The organism is Caballeronia sp. dw_19 (assembly GCF_018449515.1).
Lineage (GTDB): Bacteria > Pseudomonadota > Gammaproteobacteria > Burkholderiales > Burkholderiaceae > Caballeronia.
On sequence record NZ_JAAVUQ010000001.1, the window covers coordinates 183,316 to 208,327 of the forward strand.

The 25,012-nt window shown below is 61.6% G+C and carries 16 protein-coding genes and 1 other RNA gene; 11 read left to right on the forward strand and 6 right to left on the reverse strand.

Going from position 1 to position 25,012, the window contains the following annotated elements:
- Positions 1-111 precede the first annotated feature (111 nt).
- A complete protein-coding gene (locus HB376_RS00760; RefSeq protein WP_213761530.1) occupies positions 112-1,086 on the forward strand; it encodes an NADPH:quinone oxidoreductase family protein in 975 nt (324 codons plus the stop codon).
- A 44-nt stretch (positions 1,087-1,130) separates the two neighbouring features.
- Here HB376_RS00760 and HB376_RS00765 read toward each other — a convergent pair whose 3' ends face one another.
- The 6 genes from HB376_RS00765 to ffs form a co-directional block, all read right to left on the reverse strand.
- Positions 1,131-2,336: a CaiB/BaiF CoA-transferase family protein gene (locus HB376_RS00765; protein ID WP_213761531.1), complete on the reverse strand. Its 1,206-nt coding sequence runs from the start codon at positions 2,334-2,336 to the stop codon at positions 1,131-1,133.
- Between the two features lie 104 nt (positions 2,337-2,440).
- Positions 2,441-2,665: a DUF1653 domain-containing protein gene (locus tag HB376_RS00770; protein ID WP_031356439.1), complete on the reverse strand. Its 225-nt coding sequence runs from the start codon at positions 2,663-2,665 to the stop codon at positions 2,441-2,443.
- Positions 2,666-2,709: 44 nt separating this feature from the next.
- A complete protein-coding gene (gene recR / locus HB376_RS00775) occupies positions 2,710-3,306 on the reverse strand; it encodes a recombination mediator RecR (protein ID WP_031356440.1) in 597 nt (198 codons plus the stop codon).
- Positions 3,307-3,341: 35 nt separating this feature from the next.
- Positions 3,342-3,668: a YbaB/EbfC family nucleoid-associated protein gene (locus tag HB376_RS00780; RefSeq protein WP_158934461.1), complete on the reverse strand. Its 327-nt coding sequence runs from the start codon at positions 3,666-3,668 to the stop codon at positions 3,342-3,344.
- Between the two features lie 383 nt (positions 3,669-4,051).
- Positions 4,052-6,886 (reverse strand): DNA polymerase III subunit gamma/tau, encoded by a 2,835-nt coding sequence (gene dnaX, locus HB376_RS00785; RefSeq protein WP_213761532.1) that lies wholly within the window; start codon positions 6,884-6,886, stop codon positions 4,052-4,054.
- Between the two features lie 303 nt (positions 6,887-7,189).
- An RNA gene (ffs, locus tag HB376_RS00790) (signal recognition particle sRNA small type) lies at positions 7,190-7,288 on the reverse strand.
- 402 nt (positions 7,289-7,690) lie between these two features.
- Between ffs and trxA the strand changes: the two genes are divergently transcribed.
- From trxA to pbpC, 10 genes are all read left to right on the forward strand, one after another.
- Positions 7,691-8,017 carry a thioredoxin TrxA gene (gene trxA, locus HB376_RS00795; RefSeq protein ID WP_031356443.1) on the forward strand — a complete coding sequence of 109 codons (327 nt, stop codon included), beginning with the start codon at positions 7,691-7,693 and terminating at the stop codon, positions 8,015-8,017.
- A gap of 380 nt (positions 8,018-8,397) precedes the next feature.
- Positions 8,398-9,663 (forward strand): transcription termination factor Rho, encoded by a 1,266-nt coding sequence (rho, locus tag HB376_RS00800; protein ID WP_031356444.1) that lies wholly within the window; start codon positions 8,398-8,400, stop codon positions 9,661-9,663.
- Between the two features lie 176 nt (positions 9,664-9,839).
- Positions 9,840-10,319 (forward strand): MerR family transcriptional regulator, encoded by a 480-nt coding sequence (locus HB376_RS00805; RefSeq protein WP_213761533.1) that lies wholly within the window; start codon positions 9,840-9,842, stop codon positions 10,317-10,319.
- Positions 10,319-11,866, forward strand: a complete 1,548-nt coding sequence (locus HB376_RS00810) for an MFS transporter (RefSeq protein WP_213761534.1) — start codon at positions 10,319-10,321, stop codon at positions 11,864-11,866. Before HB376_RS00805 ends, HB376_RS00810 begins: the two co-directional genes overlap by 1 nt.
- A gap of 46 nt (positions 11,867-11,912) precedes the next feature.
- Positions 11,913-12,761, forward strand: a complete 849-nt coding sequence (locus tag HB376_RS00815) for a M90 family metallopeptidase (RefSeq protein ID WP_213761535.1) — start codon at positions 11,913-11,915, stop codon at positions 12,759-12,761.
- Positions 12,762-12,934: 173 nt separating this feature from the next.
- Positions 12,935-13,189, forward strand: coding sequence for a type B 50S ribosomal protein L31 (locus HB376_RS00820; RefSeq protein ID WP_031356448.1), 255 nt, complete (start codon positions 12,935-12,937; stop codon positions 13,187-13,189).
- A 305-nt stretch (positions 13,190-13,494) separates the two neighbouring features.
- Positions 13,495-15,258 carry a glycosyltransferase family 39 protein gene (locus HB376_RS00825; RefSeq protein WP_213761879.1) on the forward strand — a complete coding sequence of 588 codons (1,764 nt, stop codon included), beginning with the start codon at positions 13,495-13,497 and terminating at the stop codon, positions 15,256-15,258.
- A gap of 2 nt (positions 15,259-15,260) precedes the next feature.
- On the forward strand, positions 15,261-16,640 hold the full coding sequence (locus HB376_RS00830) for an MATE family efflux transporter (protein WP_213761536.1): 1,380 nt from the start codon (positions 15,261-15,263) through the stop codon (positions 16,638-16,640).
- A 132-nt stretch (positions 16,641-16,772) separates the two neighbouring features.
- A complete protein-coding gene (locus HB376_RS00835; RefSeq protein WP_213761537.1) occupies positions 16,773-22,739 on the forward strand; it encodes an Ig-like domain-containing alpha-2-macroglobulin family protein in 5,967 nt (1,988 codons plus the stop codon).
- 4 nt (positions 22,740-22,743) lie between these two features.
- Positions 22,744-24,942, forward strand: a complete 2,199-nt coding sequence (gene pbpC, locus HB376_RS00840) for a penicillin-binding protein 1C (RefSeq protein WP_213761538.1) — start codon at positions 22,744-22,746, stop codon at positions 24,940-24,942.
- Positions 24,943-25,012: the final 70 nt, after the last annotated feature.

Consider the following 25,012-nt stretch of genomic DNA (forward strand, 5'->3'; position numbering starts at 1 on the left):
GCAAGTCGCACGCGTTTTATAGACCTTTCGGCCAACGAGACAGGGACAGGCGCACGCTCATGCAGCCCTGATCTACACTGCCAGATCACGGTAATTTCACCCGGAGACACCATGCGCGCCATTCGATGCAACCAGTACGGCCCACCGGACTCCCTCGTTCTGGAAACACTCCCCGACCTCCAGCCCGGGCCGGGCCAGGTAGTGATCGACGTACGCGCCGCCAGCGTGAACTTCCCTGACGTCCTCGTGATCCAGAACAAGTACCAGATGAAGCCCGAACTGCCGTTCACGCCCGGTTCCGAGTTCGCGGGTGTGGTGCGGGCTGTAGGCCCTGACGTCAAGCGGTTGAAGGCCGGCATGCGGGTCGCCGCCTACACGGCGCAAGGTGCGTTCGCCGAGCAGGCGCTGGCAAGCGAGGCGGCATGTATGCCATTGCCCGACGACATCGACTTCGCCAGCGCCGCGGCCATTACGCTCGCGTACGGCACCTCGCACCACGCCGTGGTCGACCGGGGCGCACTGAAGGCCGGCGAAACCATGCTCGTGCTGGGCGCTGCGGGCGGCGTCGGGCTGGCTGCGGTGGAAATTGGCAAGGCGCTTGGTGCGCGCGTGATTGCGGCGGCGTCGAGTCCGGAAAAGCTCGCGTTGTGCGTGGAACATGGCGCGGACGCCACCATCGACTACACGAGTGAAAACCTGCGCGAACGGATCAAGGTGCTGACGGACGGGAACGGGCCCGACGTCATCTACGACCCGGTCGGCGGCGAGTATGCGGAACCGGCTTTTCGCAGCATCGGGTGGCGCGGCCGGTATCTCGTGGTCGGGTTTGCGAACGGCGAGATTCCGAAGCTGCCGCTCAACCTCGCGCTGCTCAAGGGCGCGAGTATTGTTGGCGTGTTTTGGGGCCAGCATATCCAGCGCGAGCCCGACCTGGCGAGCGCCGCGTTGCAGCAGATTTTCGGCTGGATCAAGGACGGCCGGGTACGGCCGCACGTCACGAAGCGCTACGCCCTTGCGCAGACCGCCGAGGCATTGAACGACATGGCCAGCCGGCGCGTGTCGGGAAAGATCGTGATCGAACCTTGACGAATCGCGAGGCGGTGGCTGGCATAAACCAAGACCGTGGAAACTTAAATCGCCTTGTTCGCCCGAAGCCGCGCAATCTCGTCAGGCTCATACCCGAGCGATTGCAGGACGTCGTCCGTGTGTTCGCCGAGTTGCGGGCCAAGCCAGCGTGTCTCGCCCGGCGTCTCCGACAACTTCGGCGTGACGTTCGGCAGCGCGATCTCCCGGCCATCCTGCCAGGGAAAATGCTGGATCATCTGGCGCGCGATGTATTGCGGATCGGTGAACATATCGGCCACGCTATAGATCCGGCCGGCAGGAACATCCGCGGCGTTCAGCACGGCAAGTGCCTCATCTATGGAGCGGGTGCAAAGCCATACGCGGATAGCGTCGTCAATTTCCCGTGTGCGCGGCACGCGCCCGTCATTCGATGCCAGCGTGGGATCGTTGCCCAGGTCTTCGCGGCCGATCGCGAGCATCAGCCGTTTGAAGATTGGATCGCTGTTGCCGCCAATCACAATACTGCCGTCGCGGCACGGATACGTGTTCGACGGCACGATGCCCGGCAGCGACGCACCCGTGCGCTCGCGGATCATGCCGTACACGCCGTATTCGGGTACGACGCTTTCCATCATGTTGAAGACGGCTTCGTACAGCGCGACATCGACCACTTGCCCCTTGCCGCCATTCGCTTGCCGATGATGCAGCGCCATCAACGCGCCGATCACGCCATGCAGCGCTGCAATGGAGTCGCCAATGGAAATGCCGATGCGTGGCGGCGGCAGGTCCGGATAACCGGTGATGTGGCGCAATCCGCCCATCGATTCAGCGATAGCGCCAAAGCCCGGCCGGTCGCGATACGGCCCGGTCTGCCCGTAACCCGACAGCCGCACCATCACGAGGCCGGGGTTCTCGGCAGACAACACCTCATAGCCCAGCCCGAGTTTCTCGAGCAAGCCCGGCCGGAAATTCTCGACGACGATATCGGCTTCCTTCGCCAGCCGCCGGACGATTTCCTTGCCTTCTGGAGACTTGAGATTGACCGTCACCGACTTTTTATTGCGTGCCTGAACGGCCCACCATAGCGATGTTCCGCCCACTTCCGGATACAGCTTGCGCCATTTGCGCAGTGGATCGCCGCCGTTCGGATCTTCGATCTTGATCACGTCGGCGCCAAACTCGCCCATGAAGCGCGAGGCGAACGGCCCGGCGATCAGCGTACCGAGTTCGAGCACCTTGACGCCGGCGAGCGGTCCCGTAGAAACGCTCATGGTGTCCCCTTCGTTGTCGTTTTCACAGCGGTTTTCAAAGTGGCTTTCACAGCGGCGTGAAGTGGCTTAAGTGGCCCGGAGGCGCCTTCAGCGACACACAGCCTTTACAGCGGAATGTCGAGCGCCTTGAACCGCGGCGAACCGTCGGCAAGCGTGCCATTGAACAGTTCCGCCGGACGCACCCACAGGCCATGATCGTGCGGCCAGAGATGCTCATAGACGATCATCGGCTCTTCCGTCTCTGAATGCCGCGCCACGCCGATCACGCGATATAAACCGCCCTTGTAATGCCGGTGCGTAGCGAGCGCCAATGCTTCTGCTTCGGTCATATCGTTGCCTTGTTGCGGTGTAACTGACGTCTACAAACTGCTGTCTAAACTGAGCGCCGATCCAGCATTGCACGCGCGATCGTGCCCGCGTCAACGTATTCGAGCTCGCCGCCTACCGGCACGCCGCGCGCAAGGCGCGTCACCTTCAGGCCCTTCGACTTGAGGGTCTGTGCGAGGTAATGCGCGGTCGCCTCACCTTCGTTCGTGAAGTTCGTGGCGAGCACGATTTCCTTCACAAGGCCGTCGGTGGCGCGCTGGATCAGACGATCGAAATGGATCTCTTTCGGCCCGATGCCGTCGAGCGGACTCAGCCGTCCCATCAGCACGAAATACAGTCCGCGATACGTCAGCGTCTGTTCGAGCATGATCTGGTCCGCGGGTGTTTCGACCACGCAGAGCAGTTCGGGATCGCGTTCGGGGTCGATGCAGACTTCGCAAATCGCCGCCTCGGTGAACGTATTGCACTTTTCGCAGTGTTGCAGATGCTCGGTGGCGAACATCAGCGACCGGCCGAGCTTTTCAGCGCCCGGCCGGTCGTGCTGCATCAGGTGATAGGCCATGCGCTGCGCCGACTTGGGACCCACGCCCGGCAGCGCGCGCAGCGCTTCGACGAGCGCCGACAAGGCGGAAGGTTGTTTCATGCGCTTGGAACCCTATGCTCTGAGGGTTGAGGTACTTAGAACGGCAGCTTGAAACCCGGCGGCATCGGCATGCCGGCCGTCATGCCGCTCATCTTTTCCTGCGTGGTGGCTTCGGCTTTACGCACGGCGTCGTTGAATGCAGCGGCAACGAGGTCTTCCAGCATGTCCTTGTCGTCGGCGAGCAGGCTCGGGTCGATGGTTACGCGGCGGACGTCGTTCTTGCACGTCATGGTCACTTTCACAAGACCTGCGCCGGACTGCCCTTCCACTTCGACCAGGGCGAGTTCGTCCTGCATCTTCTTCATGTTGTCCTGCATCTGCTGAGCTTGCTTCATCAAGCCGGCGAGTTGGTTCTTCATCATGGTCGGGCTCCTTGCTGGAAACGGGGTAAAGAGAATGAGTGCATGCCGCGCGGTTCGGGATCGGCCCGGGTTCGCGCCGGCTGTGAATGGGTAAGGTTGTTGCCTTGAATGCTTTATATGCTTTGCAGCAGGTGTTTCGATGTTCGTTCGAGCCGTCCGGCGTGAAGGGGGGTTCTCACCTCCGTGCTTGCGCAACTCTCTCGGTATGACGCTCTGACTCGTTCGCTGCGCGGGGGTTCTGGCTTTATCGCTTTCCAGGATTCTCACGGGCTGCGTAGCTTAACGATTTTCGGAGCCTGAGCACTGCGTGCTTGCCTGCAGTGCAGCGTCCGCGATGTTCCGCCGCCTGCCGCGCCAGCCTTTCCTCGCCCACAGAAAAAACGTCAGTTCACCGATGCCGAGTTCTGGCCGCCATCCTGTGCGCTACCCGATGCCAGCGGCTTGATCGAACCTTGCACGATACTCGCGCCAAAATCGCGGATCAGCGACTGCACGAATGGGTTCTGCGTAATCTCCTGCTCCGCCTCCTGCTGGCGCTGCGCGCGAGTGGCGGCATCGACCGCGGCGGCCGTGCGACGCGCCGGGCCGACATTCACGTTCACGTCGATCGGCCGGCCGAGCTTATCGGTTAATGCAGCCTTCAGCTTCGCGACCTGTGCGCTTTCGGCGTATTGCGGGACCGGCACGGCAAGCGTGATGGATGTGCCGTCGCACGCGGTCAGTTCGCTATTGAAAGCGAGTTGGTAAGCGATGCCCTTCAGCGGCAAATCCACGGCAAGCGTTGGCCAGTCACCGCTCACGCCAATGGCATCGAGCGGGACAGCCGGCGGCAGCGGGCGTGCATCGGCTCTGGGCGCTGGCTTGGCGGCAGGTGCATCGTTAAACCGCAGGTCGTCGGGACCGCTGTCAAACGCCGGCATGAAACCGTCGTCGGGCGGCATGAAATAGCCCTCTTCCGACGATACCGGTTGATAGTCGTCCAGCGGCATTTCTTCCCACGGAGGAGTTGCGCCGCCGGTGTTCTTGCTTGCGATGGCGCCAGTGCCGCCAGTGCCGTTAGCGCCGCGCGGCGCTCCGGTATTTGCATCATTGCCGTTCACGTTCGGCTGCGCACCGTTAAACCTTGAGTCGGCCGCGGGTGCTGCGCTTCGATCGGCCGAAGCAGCAGGCCGGCGTGGCACAGGAACCTGCACGGTCGGCGTCGCCTTCGCTGCGGGTTTGCGCACGGGTTCAGAAGGACGCGCCCCGCGATCCGACGATACCCGCATGCCCGCGCTGCGCAACACATCGAGCGCGGCGCTAGCACCGCCCGCCGCACGTGGCGATGGGGGTTTTTCAGCCGGCGGTAAAGCCCGGTTTTCGACCCGGTTCTCGACCCGATCGGTAGCGGCACGATCGACGAGTTCCTGGGCGGCTGCGGCCAGCGTCGCGGAGCCGGAATCCGCTTCTGGCTCAGGAATAGCCAAGACCTCATCCGGGGATGCATCAGAACTGGCAGATGACGAAGGCGCGTCGGCCCAAGGCTGCGGATCAGAAGATAGTGCCGCTACTTTAGGGGACCCCGCTCCAACAGGAGTGGTCGTCGGAGCGCTTTGCGCATCCGCTGCGTCGATCTTTGCGCCATCGTCATGCCGATCGTCGACAGATTTGTCCGTCAGCGCTTCAGTCTTCTCTTGCGCTGCATCTTCCGGATCGATGACACGAGCCTGGGCAACGGCGGGGATATCGATAACCTCAGCCGGTTGATCAGGCTCCGCGATCACCCTCGCCGTCGCAGCCGGCTCAACCGCGAGGCTTTGCGCTACATCGGCACTAGTCGCTGCAAGATTTTCGCGCGAGACGGATCCTGAGCCCGCCTCTGGCGTCGGAGCCGCATCGCGGCCATCCGCAGCCAGGCTGCGCTCGGACACCGCATCCGGCGCCGGCGGCGTTTTTTCGCGATCCGAACCCGTCGTGGCCGCTCCGGTAGAGACGTTATTGACTGCGCGCTTCACTGCCGGCGTCGCAACACCCGCGGCCGACAAACCCGTCCCACCAGCTACTACACCACTCGGCGCCACCTCACGTGTCCCGCCGACATTGGGCGCACCCACAACCGCCTGCCTCACTCGCGCGCCGCCTCCACCTGGACCACCCGCGGGTTCGAACGCAAGCATGCGCAACAGGGTCATGGTGAAACCGGCGTATTCGTCGGGCGCCAGACCCAGCTCGCCGCGACCGATCGTTGCAATCTGATAGAACAGTTGCACGTGCTCGGCGCTGAGCAAGTCGGCGAAACGGCGGATATCGGCGGCCTCCGGCCATTCGTCCAGTACCGAAGCCGGCGCGTACTGCGCCCACGCGATTCGATGCAACAACCCGGCCAAGTCCTGCAGCGCCGTGGAAAACGACAAACTGCGCAATGCCATCTCGTCCGCGATGCCAAGCACGCCCTGCCCGTCGCCGGCCGCGAGGGTATCGAGCAAGCGGATCAGATAACTCTGGTCGAGCGCGCCGAGCATGCCGCGCACGGCCTCCTCGGTGACCTGGTTTGCCGAATATGCAATGGCCTGGTCAGTGAGCGAAAGCGCGTCGCGCATGCTGCCGTCTGCGGCACGCGATAACAGCCGCAACGCTTGCAGCTCGAACGGGATCTGCTCTTCACCAAGCACATGTTCCAGATGCCCCACGATCTGCCCTGCCGGCATTTGCTTCAGATTGAACTGCAGGCAGCGCGACAGCACGGTGACCGGGATCTTCTGGGGATCAGTGGTGGCCAGGATGAACTTGACGTGTGCGGGCGGCTCTTCCAGCGTCTTCAACATGGCGTTGAACGCGTGGTTCGTGAGCATGTGCACTTCGTCGATCATGTAGACCTTGAAACGCGCATCGACGGGGGCGTACACCGCGCGCTCGAGCAACGCGGCCATTTCGTCCACGCCGCGATTACTGGCCGCGTCCATCTCCACATAATCGACAAACCGTCCCTCATCGATCTCCTTGCACGCCCGGCATACGCCGCACGGCGTGGATGTCACGCCGGTCTCGCAATTGAGCGCCTTGGCGAAGATCCGCGACAGCGTCGTCTTGCCGACACCACGGGTGCCGGTGAACAGATAGGCATGGTGCAGCCGTCCGCCGTCGAGCGCGTGCGTGAGCGCGCGTACCACGTGCTCCTGGCCAACGAGCGAAGCGAAAGATTTGGGCCGCCACTTGCGTGCGAGAACTTGATAGGTCATGCCGAAATTGTATCAGCAACGTCAAGAGGCAAAAGCGTTTCGCCAAGAGACTCACTCCCGTGGAAGCAGCGCGCAGAAACCTAGCCCGCATACCGGCAGAGTGGCTTTTTCAAGGGCGAAAAACGTGAAAAGTAAGCGTACGAAAAACGCAAACCTTAACAAGACGCGAGAAACCCGGAATACAGAAAGTGTGAAACGAGGGACAAAACGATGGCGAAACTACGGGGACGTGACGAAATAAGCGAATACAGCGAGGGACGGAGAACGACTAGACGATGACGAAAAACAAACACGAAAAGCGAAGGTGACGAGCCCGACCCTCGGCACTGGTAGAAAACGGCTGTGGCTGCTTCGTTCCCGACCTGACCAGGTTGACCGCGCCACCATGCGAGGAGGCCCGTCACGGAGAATCATATCAGAGAAGGATCGCCGCGCCCACCACCAGGGAGGGTGCTATTGCAATTCAGGCGCGCAATCGCAATATGCATGACCTGGGCATGACCTGGGAGCAGCAGCGTTGCGGCATGCACTGGCTGTATAAATACGCCGCAATATTGCGCGCTGGAGATTCATCCAGACGGGGCCTATCGGTACCCGGCAACAGATAGCAAAGTAAGCTAAGATGACAATTTGAAGCATCGGTTAATCACCGTGTGACGGGCAGAACGCGGCTTTTCCGGCAACGGTATGCGCCCACCCAAGCGAGCGGCTCTACACCCCGCAGCGCGGCGAACTATTTCCTGTTTTGGTGTATCGTGGCGAGCATTCAAACGCGGGCCTCGAATTCATAGAGGTATTCACATAATGAGCGAATCGATCAAACATATCAGCGACGCATCCTTTGACCAGGACGTCACGAAATCGGATAAACCTGTCCTGCTCGACTTCTGGGCGGAATGGTGCGGTCCCTGCAAGATGATTGCTCCGATCCTCGACGAAGTGGCCAAGGACTACGGCGACCGCCTGCAGATCGCGAAGATCAATGTGGACGAGCACCAGTCGACACCGGTCAAGTTCGGAGTGCGCGGTATCCCCACGCTGATCCTGTTCAAGAATGGCGCAGTCGCCGCGCAGAAGGTCGGCGCATTGTCCAAGTCGCAACTGACCGCGTTTCTGGACAGCAACCTGTGATTTGAAGCTGTGACTCGCAGTTGTGACTCGAAGCCGGAAAGCCCGCAACGGCATTTCCGGCTCTCGCGGAACAACTGCCTCCCAGCGGCACGACCCGGCGTCTGAGCCGCGTCTCATCCGGGCAGCATCGGCAAATACAAGTAAAGACAGCAAAAGCAGTTAGCTGCACGTGAGATTCCAGCAGATTGTTGTGAGGCCACAACATGAACAAATCACACTGTCACCATGGCCACCCGAGGCCCTGCCGGCATGTGCTATGCTAGAATCCTAAGACTGCAAGACGTTTCTTAAGACGGCAAGACGTTTAGGTCCTTGAGCGTTCAGCTCACTTCTCCTCCCAAATTCTCTGTTGTACCTCTTCTCCCTGGCGGGAAATCCGTATGCATTTATCCGAGCTCAAGTCTCAGCACGTCTCCGCATTGATCGAAATGGCCAATGGCCTGGAGATCGAAAACGCCAATCGACTGCGCAAGCAGGAATTGATGTTCGCGATTCTTAAAAAGCGCGCCAAGACCGGCGACACGATCTTCGGCGACGGCACGCTCGAAGTATTACCTGACGGCTTCGGCTTCCTCCGCTCGCCCGAGACTTCGTATCTCGCCAGCACAGACGACATCTACATCAGCCCGTCGCAGATCCGCCGCTTCAATCTGCACACAGGCGACACCATCGAAGGTGAAGTGCGTACGCCGAAAGACGGCGAGCGCTACTTTGCACTGGTCAAGGTGGACAAGGTCAACGGCCAGGCGCCGGAAGCCTCGAAGCACAAGATCATGTTCGAAAACCTGACGCCGCTGCATCCGAACAAACCGATGCCGCTCGAGCGCGAAATGCGCGGTGAAGAGAACGTGACAGGCCGGATCATCGACATGATCTCGCCTATCGGCAAGGGTCAGCGCGGGTTGCTGGTGGCATCGCCGAAATCGGGCAAGACCGTGATGCTGCAGCACATTGCGCATGCGATCAAATCGAACCACCCGGACATCGTGCTGTTCGTGCTGCTGATCGACGAACGGCCTGAAGAAGTGACGGAAATGCAGCGCTCGGTGGTCGGCGAAGTGATCGCTTCCACCTTCGACGAACCCGCCGCGCGCCACGTGCAAGTCGCGGAAATGGTGATCGAAAAGGCCAAGCGCCTGGTCGAAATGAAGCACGACGTCGTGATTCTGCTCGACTCCATCACCCGTCTTGCACGCGCCTACAACACGGTTGTGCCGGCGTCGGGCAAGGTGCTCACCGGCGGTGTGGACGCCAACGCGCTGCAACGTCCGAAGCGATTCTTCGGGGCGGCACGCAATATCGAGGAAGGCGGATCGCTGACCATCATCGGCACGGCGCTGATTGAAACCGGCAGCCGGATGGACGACGTGATCTACGAAGAGTTCAAGGGCACCGGCAACATGGAAGTGCATCTGGAACGCCGTCTCGCAGAAAAGCGCGTGTATCCGTCGATCAACCTGAACAAATCGGGCACGCGTCGCGAAGAACTGCTGATCAAGCCGGACCTGCTGCAAAAAGTCTGGGTGCTGCGCAAGTTCATTCACGACATGGACGAAGTCGAGTCCATGGAGTTCCTGCTCGACAAAATCCGTCAAACCAAGAACAACGCTGAATTCTTCGATCTGATGCGCCGCGGCGGTAGTTAATTCAACATAGTTGATCCAACGCGCTGGTTCGAAACATGAAAGCCGCCCGCATTCGCGGGCGGCTTTTTTTTGTTTGCCGAAACGAGTGACGCGATTGTAGACGTGAACGTTCACGTTCATGTTGGTCTATAATTTCGCGACATCATCATCCGCCGATAAACCCATCGGCCAGCACCATGTCCAGCGAACTGCTCACCGTACGGGACGCCGCCGAACGCCTCGGCGTCACCCCGCGCACGCTGAAATACTACGAAGAACGCGGTCTGCTTACGCCCAGCCGTAGCGAGGGGCGTTATCGCCTATATGACGAAAACGATCTCGAGCGCTTCGGGCGAATCTTGCGGCTGCGATCGCTGGGATTTTCGCTGCACGGCATTGTGGAAATGCTCAAGCGGCCGCTCGAAAAAACGGAAGCCGGTCAGAACCGCTATTCGCCGGATTCGCTGGCGGACATCCGCCAGGGTCTACAGCAGCAACTCGATGCGATCGATAGCCGTATCGAATCCGTGCGCCGCGAGCTAAAAGAAGCACAAGCGGTGCGCGCCGAACTGCGTCTCGACCTGGATTACGTGGAAGCGCGGCTCGCCGGTCAGCCTGCTGACGCGCTGCTTGAACGAAGATCGAAGGCGGGCGCGAAAGCCGGGAGCAAGAAGTAATGAGCGCGCGGGCGCCGGTGTTCACCGTCGAGCGGTTGCGCGGCGATTTTTTCCCGTGGGTCCTCGCGCTCGTGACCGGGCTGGATTACTTCGACAACGCCATCTTCTCGTTTTTCGCCAGCTACATTGCGGGCGGAATCAATGCGTCACCGGATGAGCTCGTGTGGTCATCGAGTGCTTACGCAGTCGCCGCCGTGCTCGGAATTTTGCAGCAGCAGTGGTGGGTGGACCGCCTCGGGCACCGCCGATATGTGGCCGGCTGCATGTTGCTGTACGCGTGCGGCGCGATGATGTCGGCGCTCACCGAAACCTCGCTGCAACTGATGTTCACGCGCGGTTTGCAAGGCTATTTCATCGGTCCGATGATGGGCGCCTGCCGCATCCTGATCCAGGTGAGCTTTACGCCGCAAAAACGCTCCGGCGCGACACGTGCGTTCCTGATCCTGATCGTGGGCAGCAGCGCGGTCGCGCCCTTGCTTGGCGGCTGGCTGGTGTCGCATTTCGACTGGCGCGCGTTGTTCGCCTGCACCGCGCCCGCAGGGCTCGCGTTTGCCGTGCTGGCAATGCTCGCGCTGCCTGACTCCGGCAATGTGGTGCGAGAGGAACGTGGCGCGACGAGTTTCTGGCCGTATCTATTATTTGCATTCGCGCAGGGCGCGCTGCAGATCGTGATGCAACAAGTGCGCTTCGTGCACTTCAGCACCTCGCCCGCGCTCGTGCTGCTGACGGTCGCGGGTATCGGCGCCCTCGTCTGGTTTGCGTGGCATCAATGGCATCACCCCGCACCGCTCGTGCGCCTTCACGCGCTGCGCCAACGCTCGTTTCAGGTCGGCCTTGTGCTGTACATGTTCTATTACTTCGAGTCGACGGGGTTCAGCTACCTGATCTCACGATTCCTCGAACAGGGACTCGGTTATCCGGTCGAAAACACGGGTCGGCTGGTCGGCATTACCTCGCTGATATCGGGTTCCGCGCTGTTTCTGTATTTCAGGTATACGAAGTACGTGAAGCGCAAGAAATGGATCATCGTGCCGGGTTTTGCGATTGCGGCGCTGGTCGGCTGGCTGATGACGCGAATGTCGCCGGACGTGGCTCAAAGCGATCTCGTCCTGCCCATGCTGCTGCGTGGATTGTTGCTGCTTTTCATCGTATTGCCCGTCGCGAATCTGACGTTCAGGATTTTCGAGATCGAGGAGTTTACGCATGGCTACCGCCTGAAGAATATCGTGCGGCAGTTGACGCTCTCGTTTGCGACGGCGGCGGTGATTATCGTTGAACAGCATCGGGAAGCGCTGCATCAGTCGCGCCTCGCCGAAGCCGTGAATCCGTACAATCCGGAGTTTCAGAACGCCGCGAATGCGCTGGCGAATGGCTTTGCCGCGGCAGGCCATTCAGCCGTCGATGCCCACGCGCTGGCTATAGCAACCATTGCCCGTACGGTCGCGCAACAGGCGAGTTTCCTGGCTTCGCTCGATGGCTTTTATTTCCTGATGGGCGTGGCGATTTGCGGCGGCGTATTCGCACTCTGGCAGAAACAGATCGATTGAGCGTGCGAGCAATTCGAGAGAACATCGAGAGAACAATACAAACCTCATGGCCAATTTCCTGACCCGGCTGATCAGCGGGAATCGTCGTGAAAGAGCGCTGCGCAAACACGCCATCGATAATACGCTCTGGCAAAACACGCTCGACCGCCTGCCGTTTTTCAGCCATCTTGACGACGCAGAACGCGCCCGGTTGCGCGAATGTACAACGTTGTTTATCGCGGAAAAGGAGTTTTCGACCGCCCACGATCTGACGCTCACCGACGCGATGATCGTCGCCATCGCGGTGCAGGCCTGCCTGCCCGTACTGAATCTGAGCCTGGAACTTTACCGCGGCTGGGTCGGCGTGATTGTGTATCCGGGCGAGTTCGTGATTCGCAAGACGGTCGAGGACGAGGCGGGCGTGGTGCACGAGATTGAACACGATGCGAGCGGCGAGGCATGGGAAGGCGGGCCGGTCGTGCTGTCGTGGGAAGACGCGCAGATGACCGATGGCGAGGACGCCTACAACGTGGTGATCCACGAGTTTGCGCACAAGATCGACATGCTCAATGGCGAGGCGGACGGCCATCCGCCGCTCTTTCGACGCTGGCACGCGCCGCTCGATTCCAATGCCTGGAACGACGTCTTCGATCACGCCTACGACCATTTCTGCGCTCAGGTCGATGCCGTTCCCCCGCGCCGCTGGGGCCGGTTTGAGCGTGAATCGTTGATCGATCCCTACGCCGCCGACCATCCGTCGGAGTTTTTTGCGGTCTGTAGCGAGGCGCTGTTTGTGCAGCCCGTGGCGTTCGAGCGTGAATATCCGGAGTTGTATCGCCTGCTTGCGCGATATTACCGGCAGGACCCGGCGGGTGTGGGCGCGCTGGCAGCCCTGGCCGCGCCGGGGCAGGAATGAACCCGATGCCTCAGTCCGGGTGCCCTGAAAACATGTCAAACGGCTGATTTTCTGGCATAATTGCCGCTTTTCGACCTCAGGCAAGTGGCTCGCGCTCGCAGGATCGGCTTGAAAAAATGCGCAAAACCCGCAAACCGGGTGGGCTGGCTACCAACAGATACCAAGGAAAGACCATGAAAGAAGGCATTCACCCGAATTACCGCGAAGTGCTGTTCGTCGACATGTCGAATGACTTCAAGTTCATCACACGTTCGACCATCAACACGCGCGAAACCGGCGAGTTCGAAGGCAAGACGTACCCGCTGGCAAAGATCGAAGTGTCGTCGGAATCGCATCCGTTCTACACCGGTAACCAAAAGATCATGGACACGGCCGGCCGCGTCGAGAAGTTCAACAAGAAGTTCGCAGCATTTTCGGCAAAGAAGTAACTAGTCGAGAAGGCAGCCAAGGCTGGATTCGAAAAAAGGCAGCGAAAGCTGCCTTTTTTTCGTCTGTGCCCCCGTCTCTGCCCAGGCATCGGGGCAATCTGGAGCCAATCGGGCGAACTCGCCCCCTCAAACCCCCACGCGAATAAGCACCGCAATGACGCGCGCGACGCCGCCCGTCTACAATGCCGGATTCGGTAAAAATCGCACGACCCGCCAAGGCACGAGATTCGCGTGTCATGCACGACCCAAGCGCCGCCGCATTGCTCCATCCGCGCTCCATCAGTTTCGTTCCATCGCCCAAACGCATGCGAAATGTCGTCCGTCTGACCGCCTCCGCCACCAACGCCCTGCCGCGCTGGCTGCTGCTCGCCATTTGTATCATCTACGCGTCGTTTGGACTGTTCGGCCGCGATCCATGGAAAAACGAGGACGCAGCGGGCTTCGGCGTGATGTGGACAATGGCCAACGGCAGCGTGAAAGACTGGCTGCTGCCGAATCTGGTCGGCAAGGCGCTCACCGGAGACGGCCCGTTCATGTACTGGTTCGGCGCGGGTTTTATCCGCCTGCTGAGCCCGTGGGTCGATGCAAGCAATGCATCGCGGGTGGTAACCGGATTGCTGTTCTGTATCGCCTGCGCGTTTGTCTGGTACACGGCGTATCTACTTGGCCGGCGCGACGAGGCACAACCGTTCAAATACGCCTTTGGCGGTGAGCCCGAGCCGCGCGACTACGGCCGCACACTCGCCGACGGCGCGCTGCTGATCTTGCTCGCGTGCTTCGGCCTGGCGGAGCGCGGCCACGAAACCACGCCCCAGCTTGCTCAGTTCGCCGGCACCGCCATGCTGCTCTACGGCCTCGTGCGCAGTTGCGACAAGCCGATCCAGGGCGCGCTCATCTGGGGCGCGGCTATTGGCTTCGTGGGTTTGTCGAGCAGCCCTGTGCTGGTGCTGGCACTGCTGATCTGCACGCTGGCCATGACTGTCATCGTGCGCGAGGTGCGGCCGTTCTATCTGGTTGTGCTCGGGGTGCCCGTCGCGGTCATCCTGATCGGCGCATGGGTGTGGCCGGTGCTGCACTTCTATCCGGACGACGGCGAATGGTGGCTGCGACAATGGTGGCGTAACAGCTTCGACTCGTTTTCCGGTTCGCCAATCCAGGCGCTCTCCTACGCCCTCAAGAACCTGCCGCTCTTCACGTGGCCCGCGTGGCCGCTCGCTATCTGGACCTTTGTGAGCTGGAGCGGACTGCGCCGCTCGCCACACGTGGCTGTGCCGCTATCGGTGATCGGGCCGCTGCTGGTGCTGGTGATCCTGCAAAGTCATCAGTCGAACCGCCTGTTCATGCTGTTGCTGCCGCCGTTGTCCGTGCTGGCCACGTTCGCGCTGCCCACGCTCAAGCGCGGGGCGATCAACGCCATCGACTGGTTCGCGATGTTGAGTTTCACCCTGCTCGCCACGTTCGTCTGGCTTGTCTGGACCGCGGGCCTGTTTAGTTTCCCCGCGCCGCTCGCGCGCAATCTCGCGCGTCTCGCACCGGGTTTCCAGCCCGAATTCAAGATCCTGTCGTTCGTGTGCGCGGTCGCCGTGACGATATGCTGGTTTTCGCTCGCGCGCTGGCGTCTCGCACGTCATCCGAAGGTGCTGTGGCGTAGCGTCGTGCTGTCGAGTGCGGGAACCACGCTGATGTGGGTGCTGCTGATGACGCTGTGGTTGCCGGTGGTGAACTACAGCCGGACGTATCGCGACGTGGCGGAGCAGATTGCCGATCATCTGCCGCCTGACTACACCTGCATTTCCCCGGTGCGTCTGGGCGATGCGCAGATTTCGACCTTCGCGTATTTCGGCGGCATGCATTTCGCCTTCGATGAAGACTGCGACGTCATCCTGCGCCAGGACACGCAAGATTACGGCGAACCGTCGTCGATCTCGCCGTTCGAGTGGAAGCTCGTGTGGGAAGGCCGGCGCGTGGCCGACCGGGACGAACGGTTCCGGCTGTATGTGCGCATCGAGCGGCCGGTGGCGCCGGTCAAGCGGGTGCGACCGAAGTCACTGCATCGCGGAAGCGACTGACCATGTGGCCGGATGTCCGCAAGATCGTGGCCCTGGCGTGGCCGGTGCTGATCGGGCAGTTGGCGATCATCGCGTTTGCCGTGATCGATACCGCCATGGTCGGACGCTATTCTGCGACGGATCTTGCAGCGCTCGGCCTGGGTTCGTCGATCTACATTTCCGTCTATATTGGCTTGACCGGCATTCTGACGGCGTTGCAGCCCATCGCAGGACAATTGTTCGGTGCGCGGCGCGAAGCCGAGATTGGCGAGGAAGTCCGGCAGGCGTTATGGCTGGCGGCGGTGTTATCGGTGATCGGCTTTGTCTGCCTGTATTTCCCGCAGCCTCTTCTGAGAATCGCCGATACCCCTCCCGCCCTGCACGATCGCACCCTCGCCTATTTGCGCATCCTTTCTTTTGGACTGCCCGCGGGTCTCGCGTTTCGTGTCTATAGCTCGCTCACGAACGCCGTCGGCAAACCACGCCTGGTCATGTTTCTGCAAATCGGCGCGCTGATGCTGAAGGTCCCGCTCAACCTGTGGTTCATCTTCGGCGGTTTCGGCGTGCCGGCGCTGGGTGGTCCGGGCTGTGCCATTGCAAGCACGATCATCAACTGGGTCATAGCCATTGTCGGCATAACGGTGCTTCTGCGTGTCGAGTTCTTCCGGCCGTTCGGCGTGTTTTCGCGCTTTTGCTGGCCCGTTTGGCAGCGTCAAAAGGCGTTGCTCAAACTCGGCATTCCGATGGGGTTGTCGTATCTGATCGAAGTGACGTCATACACCTTCATGGCGTTGTTCATCTCGCACTTTGGCACGACCACGCTGGCTGGACATCAGATCACCGGCAACATTGGCGCGGTGCTTTATATGACGCCGCTGTCCATTGGCGTGGCGTCCGCGACCCTTGTCTCGCAAGCACTCGGCGCTCAACGTTTCGATGCCGCCCGTTCGCTCGCCCGCCACGGCATTGCGCTGTCGTGCGGTATTGCGTGCGTGTACGGCGCGGCGCTGTTTGCACTGCGACCGTACTTGCTCGAGGCCTACACGCCTGACAGCCAGGTGATCGCGGCGGCAATGCCGCTGCTGGCCATTGTGGCGTTCTATCATTTTTTCGATGCCCTCCAGATCACCACGGCTTTCGTGCTGCGCGCCTACAAGGTGGCGGTCGTACCCACGGTGATCTACGCGGTTGCGCTGTGGGGCATCGGGCTGGGCGGCGGGTACATGCTCGGGTTCGACGTGGGCGGTTTTACGCCGGCATGGCTGCAAGGCGCACGCGGGTTCTGGGTAGCGAACTCGCTAAGTCTGGGCGTGGCGGGCGTAGGACTGTTTCTCTACTGGCGTCGGATCAGCACGCGGCACATTCCAAACGATCGCGTCCGCGCAGGGGCCGAGCCGATTTAGGTTCAACCGTCGCAACCGCGCACTCGATGCGATCAGTTCACATCGTCTTGTCATAAAATGAAAACAATTGGCAAGGATGACGTAACACTCCGGTAAAATCGCCAGCGTTTTGGTCACCCTGGAACGAGTGCGATGATCCGCGTCATAAAAAAACAACGCTGGCCGCTAGCCGCGCTTACCGCCCTCTCCTTGCTCGCAGTGGGCTTCCTGGGCGCCACGCATCGCGCGGACGCTGCCCGCACGGTGAGCGTATCGCCACAGGGCAAGGTGACGCAGGTGCGCCAGGTGGTCGTCAAGTTCGACGAAGCCATGATCGCGTTCGGAGACCCCGCAGCCAAAGCCCCGGCTCAGGTCCATTGCAGCGGGGGAGCATCGGCGGGTTCCGCTCATTGGATCGACGATAAAACCTGGGCCTTCGACTTCGGACAAGACCTCACGCCCGGCATGCGCTGCTCAGTCGCGCTGGAAGACGGGCTCAAATCCACCTCGGGCAACGCACTCACCGGTCCACGCCAGTTCCGCTTCGAAACCGGCGGCCCATTTGTCACGCAAGTCATGCCCGGCGGCGGCGAGATAGAAGAAAACCAGATCTTCGTGTTGCGCCTGAACGGCCCCGATACGGAAGCGTCGGCGTTGCAGGACATCTGGTGCGAATCGAATGGGTTGGGTAACCGGATTCCCGTCAAAACCGTCGACGCCAACGTACGAGCCAACCTCCTCAAACATTTCCGCCTCGAAAAAGACAGCGCACGCGTGCTCACGCTCGCCTGCCAGCAAACTCTGCCCTCCGCGACGAAAATGCAGCTCGTGTACGGCGCGGGTGTAGCCGGCCCGAGCGGCCTCGCGAACGACGTGGAGAAACGCTTCGACTTCGATGTCCGCGAACCCTTCACCGCGAATTTCTCGTGCGAACGTGAAAACGCGAAAGCACCCTGCACGCCCTTGCGCCCGCTGCGCATCCGCTTCAGCTCGCCCGTGCCGCGTGTGGATGCCCAACAAATCACGTTGCACGGCCCGGGGGGCAAGACCTCGCCCCAGTTCGATCCCGATGAAAAGGACAACGACATCACCAGCGTCCAGTTCGCGGCGCCGTTGCCCGAACACGCGGATTTATCGATAGAACTCCCGGCAGGACTCAAGGATTCCAGCGGACGCACGCTGTCGAATGCAGACATCTTTCCGCTGAAGACATCAACGGCGCCCATGCCGCCGCTTGCCAAGTTTTCATCGTCGACGTTCGGGATCATCGAGCGTTTCGCCGAGCCGAACATGCCCGCCATGTTGCCCGTTACGCTACGCCACGTGGAGGCCGACCTGAAAGTGAACGGGCTCAACGCGGGTTCATCGAGCGTGACGAAACTGCGTGTGGATGCCGACACCGAGATCCGTCGATGGATGAAAACCGTCGATCGTTTCGACGGCTTTTCGATGTCCGTCTCGCAGATCAAACAGGAGATGCCGCAAGCGCTGAGCAACGGCATCAAGCCCGTCTACGCGCAGAACAGCACGGCGAAAGATCCGCAAATCGATATCCGCTCGCTGTCGTTGCTGGCGAAACAACCGGGCGTTGAAACCCTGAGCGTGCCGCAGGCCGATCCCAAGTCGCTGCGGCCTTTTGAAGTGGTCGGCATTCCGCTCCCGAAACCCGGTTTCTATGTCGTCGAACTGGCATCGCCTGCGCTGGGTGCGTCGTTGCTCGGCAAACCGCAAGCCATGTATGTGCGTACCTCGGTGCTTGTGACCAACCTTGGCGTTCACTTTAAACAAGGCCGCGAAAACAGCATCGTCTGGGTGACCGCGCTCGATAGCGGCAAACCCGTGCCGAACGCGCAAGTGCGCGTCACGGATTGCAATGGCGATCAGATCGCCGTCGCCAAGACCGATCTTCATGGCATTGCGACGATCGGCAAGCCCTTGGCATCGGCGCGCTCTTGCGATGAAAACAGCCTCGACTATTCGGGCTTTTTCGTCTCGGCGCGTGTCGATGATCCGAAGACTGGCCCGGACATGGCGTTCGTGCGCTCGGACTGGAATCGCGGGATTGAGTCGTGGCGTTTCAACGTCCCGACCGATATGAGCCGCGATCAAACCACGCGCGCCACGACCGTGTTCGACCGGACATTGTTGCGCGCCGGCGAAACGGTATCGATGAAACATTTGATGCGCGAAGAAACGCTGAGCGGTTTTGCGTTCCCCTCGCATTTGCCATCTCGGGTGACTATCCGTCATGAGGGCAGCGGCCAGACCTATCACCTGCCGCTCAAATGGGCGGCCGATCGGAGCGCCGATTCGACCTTCCCGATTCCCGCCGCCGCGAAGCTCGGCGAGTACAGCGTGACGCTGGACGACGGCGCAACCAACTCGGACAACGAGAGCGATGACGCCGGTTCAGGGCACATGAGCATCGAAACCGGCAATTTCCGCGTGGAGGAATTCCGCCTGCCGGTGTTCAAGGGATCGATCGGCATTCGCGATCAGAAGACCGGCGCGCTGGTGGCCGCGACCACGGCGCCGCTGGCGGTACAGATTGAATATGTGTCGGGCGGACCGGCATCGAATCTGCCGGTGCAAGTGTCGGCGTTGATGAAGGACACGTCGCCGGATTTTGCTTCGCAGTTCGAATCGTTTAGCTTCGCGCCGTACAAGAAGCCCACCGATGACGGCGCCAGCGCGCCCGCAACCGAAGGTGAGGACGACAACAGCAACGCACAGGAAGATACGTCCACGGCCAAACTCATCGCCGATAAAACCGCGCTGACGCTCGACCGCAACGGTGCGGGGACCCTCACGCTGAAGTCGCTGCCCGTGGTGGAAGCGCCGAAGCAGCTTGCGCTGGAAGCGACCTTCGCGGACCCGAACGGCGAGATCCAGACGCTGCGCGGCAGCGCCACGCTCTGGCCTGCCGCTGTTGCCGCCGGTATCAAGGCGGGTGACTGGGTATCGGTCGGCAACGCAGTGCCGGTGCAGGCGCTCGCGGTCGACTTGCAAGGCAAACCGCGAGCGGGCGTTGCGCTGGAAATCCGCGGCGTTGCACGGACCATGACAAGCTCGCGCAAGCGCATGGTCGGCGGTTTCTACGCATACGATAACCACACGGAAACCAAGGACCTCGGCACGCTATGCAGCGGCAAAAGCGATGACCACGGCCTGCTTTCCTGCGAAGCAAAACTGAAGGAAGCAGGCAATGTCGACCTGATTGCCATTGCCAAGGATGGTGACGGACGTGTGGCGAACGCGACCACGTCGGTCTGGGTCACGCGTGAAGATCAACTCTGGTTCGGCGGCGAAAACACCGACCGGATCGACGTGCTGCCAGAAAAAACAAGCTACGAGCCCGGTGAAACAGCCCGCTTCCAGGTGCGCATGCCGTTCCGCTTCGCGACAGCGCTGGTGGCGGTGGAGCGCGAGGGTATCGTGGAAACGAAGGTCGTGGAACTCGATGGCAAGAACCCGACCGTCGAGTTGAAAGTACAGGAGTCGTGGGGGCCGAACGTGTATGTCTCCGTACTCGCGATCCGCGGGCGGATTCACGAAGTGCCGTGGTATTCGTTCTTCACGTGGGGCTGGAAATCGCCGCTCGATTGGGTACACGCGTTCTGGTACGAAGGGCGGCAATATGAAGCGCCTACGCCGCTGGTCGATTTGTCGAAGCCTGCGTTCCGTTACGGGCTCGGCGAGATCAAGGTCGGAACGGCGTCGCACAAGCTCGGCGTGACGGTCACGCCGGATGCCAAGTCGTATGCCGTGCGTTCGAAGGCGCATGTGAAAGTCCGCGTGACGCTGCCGGGTGGCAAGCCCGCGCCGGCCGGCACGCAAATCGCGCTCGCCGCCGTCGATGAAGCCCTGCTCGAACTGATGCCGAATCAAAGCTGGAACGTGCTCGACGCCATGCTGCAACGGCGCGCGTATGGCGTGGAGACGTCGACGGCGCAGATGGAGATCATCGGACGCCGTCACTTCGGGCGTAAAGCCGTGCCCGCCGGCGGTGGCGGCGGACATAGCGCGACACGCGAACTGTTCGATACGCTCTTGCTCTGGAACCCGCGCGTGACACTCGATGCGAACGGCGAAGCAACGGTGGATGTCCCGCTCAACGACGCGTTGACGAGCTTCCGCATTGTCGCAATCGGGGCGGTGGGAGCGGGTCAATTCGGCACCGGCAGTGCATCGATACGCAGCACGCAGGATCTGCAGTTGATCTCGGGCCTGCCGCCGCTCGTGCGTGTAGGCGACCAGTTCCGCGCGTTGTTCACGCTGCGCAATACGACCGCACGGACGATGCAGGTTGTCGTCACGCCGCGTGTTCCCACGGTCGATCTCCCCGCGCAAAACGTGACGTTGGCGCCGGATTCGTCGCAGGAGATCTCGTGGGACGTGAAGACGCCGGATGCCATCGGCATGGCGGCTACGGGCGCGTTGAACTGGGAGGTCAGCGCGGTGGAACAAGGCGGTCCGAAAGCCGCCGATGCCGTCAAACTCACCCAACGCGTAGTGGCCGCGATTCCCGTGACCGTGCAGCAAGCAACGATCACCCAGGTCGACGGTACATTCGCGTTGCCTGTGGCGCCGCCGGAGACCGCGGTGGCATCGGCTGATGGACAAATTCGCGGCGGCATTGCCGTGACGTTGCAGCCGAAACTCGCCGATGGCCTGCCGGGTGTGCGACGCTGGTTCGAACGTTATCCGTATAGCTGTCTCGAGCAGCAAACGTCGCGTGCGCTGGGTCTCGATGACCTCACGCAATGGCAGACGGTGATCGCGCGGATGCCTTCATATCTGGATAGCGATGGGCTCGCCAACTACTTTCCGCCCTCGGACGATTCGCGGCCTTACGGCAGTCCGGCGTTGTCGGCCTACCTGCTCGCGGTCAGCGACGAAGCATCGAAAGCGGATCCCCGCTTCGCGCTGCCCGACGATCTGCGCGACAAACTCGCAGGCGCGCTGACCAACTTCGTGGAAGGCAAGATCGAGCGAAAATTCTGGTCGCCGCGGCAGGATCTGGACTTCGTGAAACTGTCGGCGATTGAAGCGTTGTCGCGTTACGGGCTGGCCGCACCGCGCATGCTCGGTTCGATCACCATCGCGCCGAATCAATGGCCGACGTCCGCGCTGCTCGATTACTACTCGATCCTTTCGCGTGTCGATGGCATCGCGCAACGCGACGACCAACGCGCTCAGGTCGAGCAGATTTTACGGGCGCGCCTGACGTATTCGGGCACGCGCCTCACCTTCTCCACCGCCGCCGACGATGACCTCTACTGGCTCATGACCGGCCCCGAATCGAACGCGGCGCGCACGGCATTGCTCTTCGCCGATAACCCCGCGTGGAAAGATGAAATGCCGCGCCTGATCGGCGGTTTGCTCGCGTTGCAGACGAACGGCGCGTGGCAAACCACGACGTCGAACCTGTGGGGCAAGCTCGCCGTGCAGCGCTTTTCCAAGGTATTCGAAAGCACGCCGGTGAGCGGTCAAACGCGCATTGCGCTGGGCGCTACAGAAAAGGCTGTAACGTGGAGCGCGCCCGCCTCGCCTGCGAATCCTCGCAACGTGACGTTGCCGTGGACTTCCGGCACGCTAAACCTGACGCAAGAAGGCAGCGGCAAACCGTGGGCGACCATCGAGAGCCTCGCGGCCGTCGCGTTGAAAGCGCCGTTCGCGGCGGGTTATCGGATCACGAAAACCATCACGCCGATCGATCCGGCGGTCAAGGGCACGCTCTCGCGGGGTGACATCGTCCGTGTGCATCTCGACATCGATGCCCAAAGCGATATGACATGGGTCGTCGTCAATGATCCTATTCCGGCGGGTGCGACGATCCTCGGCTCGGGCCTCGGCCGCGACTCGGAAGCGGCGACCGAAGGCGAAAAGAGCCCGCAAGGCGCTTGGCCGGCGTTTGTCGAGCGTGGTTTCGATGGGTATCGCGCGTATTACGACTATCTGCCGAAGGGGAAATTGCAGGTGGAATACACCGTCCGGCTGAACAACGCGGGCACGTTCGGGTTGCCGCCTACGCGCGTGGAAGCGCTCTACGCGCCCTCCGTATTCGGCGCGATTCCCAACGCAACGATGGTCGTCGCGCCACTGGCCGCGGCCAAATAACGCGATGAAACGCGCCGCCCTCGCGCTTATCTTTTGCGTGCTTGCGAGCTCGGCGAATGCGCTGCCGAGCTTCGACGAAGTGCGCGCGAGTTGGCGCAGTTCCGACTGGGTGCTGCTCGCCCGCGATGGCGAGCCGCTGCAGCGCACGCGTATCGATACCACCGAGCGGCGCGGTGACTGGGTCTCGCTGCAGGATGTATCGCCGGCGTTGCGCGAGGCTATTGTCGTGTCGGAGGATAAGCGGTTCTACGAGCACAGCGGCGTGGATTGGCGTGGTGCTGCGGCCGCGGCCTGGGCAAACCTGTGGAACACGCGCACGCGCGGCGCGTCGACGGTGACCATGCAACTGACTGGTTTGATCGATGAAGATCGCCGGCCCGGACGCCGTTCGATAAGCGAGAAAGCGACGCAGACAGTCGGCGCGTTATGGCTCGATCACGCCTGGCGCAAGGATCAGATTCTCGAGGCCTATCTCAATCTCGTGCCGTTTCGCGGCGAGATCGTGGGGTTGTCGGCGCTGTCGCAGACTTTGTTCGGCAAGCTTCCGTCCGGGCTGAATGAGCGTGAAGCCGCGCTCACCGCCGCGCTGGTGCGTGCGCCGAATGCGAATTACGCGAAGGTATCGGCGCGAGCATGCGGCATTTTGAGGGACATGGACCGGGCGCGGCCATCGGCCACGGACCCTTGCGCGAACCTCGACAGCTATGTGCAATTGACGCTTACGCGCACCGCGTCCGCCTCGCCACGATCCTCGGATTACGACGCGCTCGCACCGCACTTCGCGCGACGTGTGGCCGGCGAAGTACATCCTGCAGCGGGCGCGCGTGTCCAGTCCACGCTCGACGCCGCGCTGCAGCGCTTCGCCCGTGACTCGCTCGCGCGAACCTTGCTCGAACTCAACTCGCGCGCGCATCAGCGCAATGTGCACGACGGCGCCGCGATCGTCATCGATAACCGCAGCGGCGAGATTCGCGCGTGGGTCGGCTCGGCGGGAGGGTTGTCGAACGCGCCGGAAGTCGATGCCGTCGTCGCCTTGCGCCAGGCTGGCTCGACGCTCAAGCCGTTCCTGTACGCTCAGGCTATCGACGAAAAGCGCCTCACGCCGGCCTCTCTACTCGATGACGCCCCGCTCGATCTCGCCACCGGCGGCGGCCTGTATATCCCGCAAAACTACGATCACGATTTCAAGGGCTGGGTGAGCATGCGCACGGCACTGGGGTCGTCGCTGAACGTGCCGGCCGTGCGCACGCTGGTGATGGTTACGCCCCACCGGTTCGCAAAAACACTGGTGTCGCTCGGCCTGCCGCTCACGCAAGCCGGCGATTACTACGGCTTCAGTCTTGCGCTCGGCAGCGCTGACGTGACGCTCGCGACACTCACGAACGCGTACCGGACGCTTGCGAACGGCGGTGTCACGGGGCCAATGTCCGACTTGCCGGCACATGCCCTCGCTACATCCGGCACACGCGTTTTCAGCCCGCAAGCCAGTTTTATCGTGACAAACATACTCGCCGATAACAACGCGCGCACGCGCACCTTCGGCTTCGACAGCGTCCTCGCCACGCGCTTTTTCAGCGCCGTTAAGACCGGCACGAGCAAGGACATGCGCGATAACTGGGCGGTCGGCTACACGTCGCGCTATACGGTCGGCGTGTGGGTGGGCAACGCGGACGGCGCACCGATGTGGGACGTCTCCGGCGTCACGGGCGCCGCGCCCGTGTGGGCCGCGCTGGTGAATTACCTGCATCGGCGCACACCAAGCCGGCCGCCGGTCGCGCCGCCGGGCGTGGTGCGCACGCAGATTGTTTATCAAAACGATATTGAGCCGGCGCGCGAGGACTGGTTCCTGAGCGGCACGCAAATGTCGCGGATCGCATTGTCGGCGAATGCCGAAGGCTCGGCCGTACGCAACGGCACGGCCCGGATCACCTCTCCCACCGACGGCACTATTTTCGCGCTCGATCCCGATATTCCCGCCGCGCGCCAGCGGATCTGGTTCGAGAGCGCGCAAAGTGCGCCGGCGGGCAGCGTGTGGCGGCTGGACGGCAAATTGGCCGGCCCTTCAACTAGCATGTCACGCATGGCATGGCTGCCGTGGCCGGGGCATCACACACTGGAACTGGTCGACCGCCAGGGCGTGGTGGTCGATTCCGTGAAATTCGAAGTACGCGGCGCGTTTGCGAAAATCAAGACAAAAGGTTAATGAGGATCAAACCCGATGAATCAGACCCGAAGAATCAAATCCGGGATAGCGTCGATTTCGACAAGCATAT